Raw genomic sequence first — 3,677 nt, forward strand, 5'->3', positions numbered from 1 at the left:
GGGGCGGGAGCGGAGTGCGGGGCTCGGCGGGTCCGCACCGTCCGTGGCGCGGTGGCTCGGAGACATCCGGACGTACTTTCCGGCGTCCGTCGTTCAGGTGATGCAGCGTGACGCCATCGACCGGCTCGGGCTCTCCGCGCTGCTCTTGGAACCGGAGATGCTGGAGGCCGTGGAGGCGGACGTGCACCTGGTGGGAACGCTGCTCTCGCTCAACAAGGCCATGCCGGAGGCGACCAAGGAGACCGCGCGGGCCGTCGTGCGCAAGGTCGTCGAGGACCTGGAGAAGCGCCTCGCGACGCGGACCCGTTCCACCCTCACCGGGGCGCTCGACCGCAGCGCGCGCGTCAGCAGGCCGCGCCACCACGACATCGACTGGAACCGCACGATCGCGGCCAACCTGAAGCACTACCTGCCGGAGCACCGGACGGTCGTCCCCGAACGGCTCATCGGGTACGGGCGGGCCTCGCGGTCCGTGAAGAAGGAGGTCATCCTCTGCATCGACCAGTCGGGTTCGATGGCGGCGTCCGTCGTCTACGCCTCGGTGTTCGGTGCGGTGCTCGGTTCCATGCGGTCGCTGAACACGCGGCTCGTCGTCTTCGACACCGATGTCGTCGATCTGACCGAGCGGCTCGACGATCCGGTGGACGTCCTCTTCGGGACGCAGCTCGGCGGCGGCACGGACATCAACCGGGCCCTGGCGTACTGCCAGTCGCAGATCACCCGGCCCGCCGACACCGTCGTCGTCCTGATCAGCGACCTCTACGAAGGCGGCATCCGGGACGAGATGCTGAAGCGGGTCGCGGCGATGCAGGCCTCCGGAGTGCGGTTCGTGACGCTGCTCGCGCTCTCCGACGAGGGGACGCCCGCGTACGACCGTGAGCACGCCGCTGCGCTCGCCGCGCTGGACGCGCCGGCCTTCGCCTGCACCCCGGATCTCTTCCCGGAGGTGATGGCCGCGGCGATCGGGAGGCGGCCCCTGCCCCTACCGGACACGGCCGTACGGGCGGGAGGGTGACACACCTCTCGTGCACGGTCCGATTGCCGGAGCAACGGGAGCGAACGGGCGGCTCCGGGGCACCGGAGGACCCGTTCCGGTGTCTGGCGGCGCCCGATCTGTGACCGTCATCACCGCCCAAATGTGATCTGCGATTTAGGGAGGCACCGCCCACGGCGATAACCTGCGAGACGGACATGCCGCGTACCGGACTCCGTCCTACGCCTCCCTTGTGACAGCGCAGTCACGTTGCCCTCCGCGGCACGCCCACGCAGACAGCTGACACCAAAGCAGCGAGATCGCAGCGAGATCACGGAAAAGGGACGGACGCGCGTGGACCTGTTCGAGTACCAGGCGAGGGACCTCTTCGCCAAGCACGGTGTACCGGTGCTGGCCGGTGAAGTCATCGACACGCCTGAGGCGGCGCGCGAGGCCACCGAGCGACTGGGCGGCAAGTCGGTCGTCAAGGCGCAGGTGAAGGTCGGTGGCCGCGGCAAGGCCGGCGGCGTGAAGCTGGCGGCGGACCCGGACGAGGCCGTCGCTCGTGCGACGGACATCCTCGGCATGGACATCAAGGGCCACACGGTCCACAAGGTGATGATCGCCGAGCTGTCCCCGGAGATCGAGGCGGAGTACTACGTCTCGTACCTCCTCGACCGCACCAACCGCACCTTCCTGGCCATGGCCTCGGTGCAGGGCGGCATGGATATCGAGGAGGTCGCGGAGAAGACCCCCGAGGCCCTCGCGAAGGTCCCGGTCGACTCCAACGAGGGTGTCACGATCGAGAAGGCCCGCGAGATCGTCGCCCAGGCGAAGTTCCCGGCCGAGGTCGCCGAGAAGGTCGCCGAGGTCATGGTGACCCTGTGGGACACCTTCGTCGCCGAGGACGCGCTCCTCGTCGAGGTCAACCCGCTGGTGAAGACCAAGGACGGCCGCATCCTGGCCCTGGACGGCAAGGTCTCGCTCGACGAGAACGCCGACTTCCGCCAGGCCGACCACGCGGCGCTCGAGGACAAGGACGCAGCCAACCCGCTCGAGGCTGCTGCCAAGGCCAAGGACCTCAACTACGTCAAGCTCGAGGGCGAGGTCGGCATCATCGGTAACGGTGCCGGTCTGGTCATGTCGACGCTGGACGTCGTCGCGTACGCCGGTGAGAACCACGGCGGTGTGAAGCCCGCCAACTTCCTCGACATCGGTGGCGGCGCCTCCGCCGAGGTCATGGCGAACGGCCTGGAGATCATCCTCGGCGACCCGGACGTCAAGTCCGTCTTCGTCAACGTGTTCGGTGGCATCACCGCGTGCGACGAGGTCGCCAACGGCATCGTGCAGGCCCTGGAGCTGCTCGCCTCCAAGGGCGAGAAGGTCGAGAAGCCGCTGGTCGTGCGCCTCGACGGCAACAACGCGGAGCTGGGTCGCAAGATCCTGAGCGACGCCAACCACCCGCTCGTGCAGCGCGTGGACACCATGGACGGCGCGGCCGACAAGGCCGCCGAGCTCGCGGCCGCGAAGTAAGGGACGAGGGACAGAACAGCCATGGCTATCTTCCTCAACAAGGACAGCAAGGTCATCGTCCAGGGCATGACCGGTGCCACGGGCATGAAGCACACCAAGCTCATGCTGGGTGACGGCACCAACATCGTCGGCGGCGTGAACCCGCGCAAGGCGGGCACGAAGGTCGACTTCGACGGCACCGAGGTACCGGTCTTCGGCTCGGTCAAGGAGGCCATGGAGGCCACGGGCGCCAACGTGTCCGTCCTCTTCGTGCCGCCGGCCTTCTCCAAGGCCGCCGTCGTCGAGGCGATCGACGCCGAGATCCCGCTCGCCGTCGTCATCACCGAGGGCATCGCCGTCCACGACTCCGCCGCCTTCTGGGCGTACGCGAAGTCGAAGGGCAACAAGACCCGCATCATCGGCCCGAACTGCCCGGGTCTGATCACGCCGGGTCAGTCGAACGCGGGCATCATCCCGGGCGACATCACGAAGCCGGGCCGTATCGGCCTGGTCTCGAAGTCCGGCACGCTGACGTACCAGATGATGTACGAGCTGCGTGACATCGGCTTCTCCTCGGCCGTCGGCATCGGTGGCGATCCGGTCATCGGCACGACGCACATCGACGCCCTTGAGGCGTTCGAGGCCGACCCCGACACCGACCTGATCGTCATGATCGGTGAGATCGGCGGCGACGCGGAGGAGCGCGCGGCGGACTTCATCAAGGCCAACGTGACGAAGCCGGTCGTCGGCTACGTCGCCGGTTTCACGGCGCCCGAGGGCAAGACGATGGGCCACGCGGGTGCCATCGTCTCCGGTTCCTCCGGCACCGCCGCCGCCAAGAAGGAGGCCCTTGAGGCCGCCGGCGTCAAGGTCGGCAAGACGCCGACCGAGACGGCGAAGCTGGCGCGGGAGCTCCTTGCGTGAGCTGGCCTCTGGCCTAGCTGGTTGAAAGTGGGCCCGCGTCTCGTGTGAGACGCGGGCCCACTTTTGTGTGTGCGGGCTAGGGGGTCTCTGCTGTGCGGCGGGTTTCTCTGCGGGTTCGTGGGGGCTTGGCGCGCAGTTCCCCGCGCCCCTGGACAACGGCCCTTCGGGCCTGTTGCGCGCAGCTTCCCGCGCCCCTGGACAACGGCCCTTCGGGGCCTGTTGTGCGCAGTTCCCCGCGCCCCTGACCACGGCCCTCCGGAGCCTGTTG

3 protein-coding genes are annotated in these 3,677 nt (G+C 68.5%); all 3 read left to right on the plus strand.

The window, feature by feature from the left end; all coding sequences use genetic code 11:
- Positions 1-1,015: VWA domain-containing protein (locus AB8Z36_RS31845; protein ID WP_369216861.1), on the plus strand; the 1,015-nt coding region annotated here is incomplete at its 5' end.
- Between the two features lie 312 nt (positions 1,016-1,327).
- A complete protein-coding gene (gene sucC / locus AB8Z36_RS31850) occupies positions 1,328-2,506 on the plus strand; it encodes an ADP-forming succinate--CoA ligase subunit beta (protein ID WP_369216862.1) in 1,179 nt (392 codons plus the stop codon).
- Positions 2,507-2,527: 21 nt separating this feature from the next.
- A complete protein-coding gene (gene sucD, locus AB8Z36_RS31855; protein WP_369216863.1) occupies positions 2,528-3,409 on the plus strand; it encodes a succinate--CoA ligase subunit alpha in 882 nt (293 codons plus the stop codon).
- Positions 3,410-3,677: the final 268 nt, after the last annotated feature.

This window comes from Streptomyces flavofungini, assembly GCF_041028215.1.
In the GTDB taxonomy this organism is placed as follows: domain Bacteria; phylum Actinomycetota; class Actinomycetes; order Streptomycetales; family Streptomycetaceae; genus Streptomyces; species Streptomyces flavofungini_B.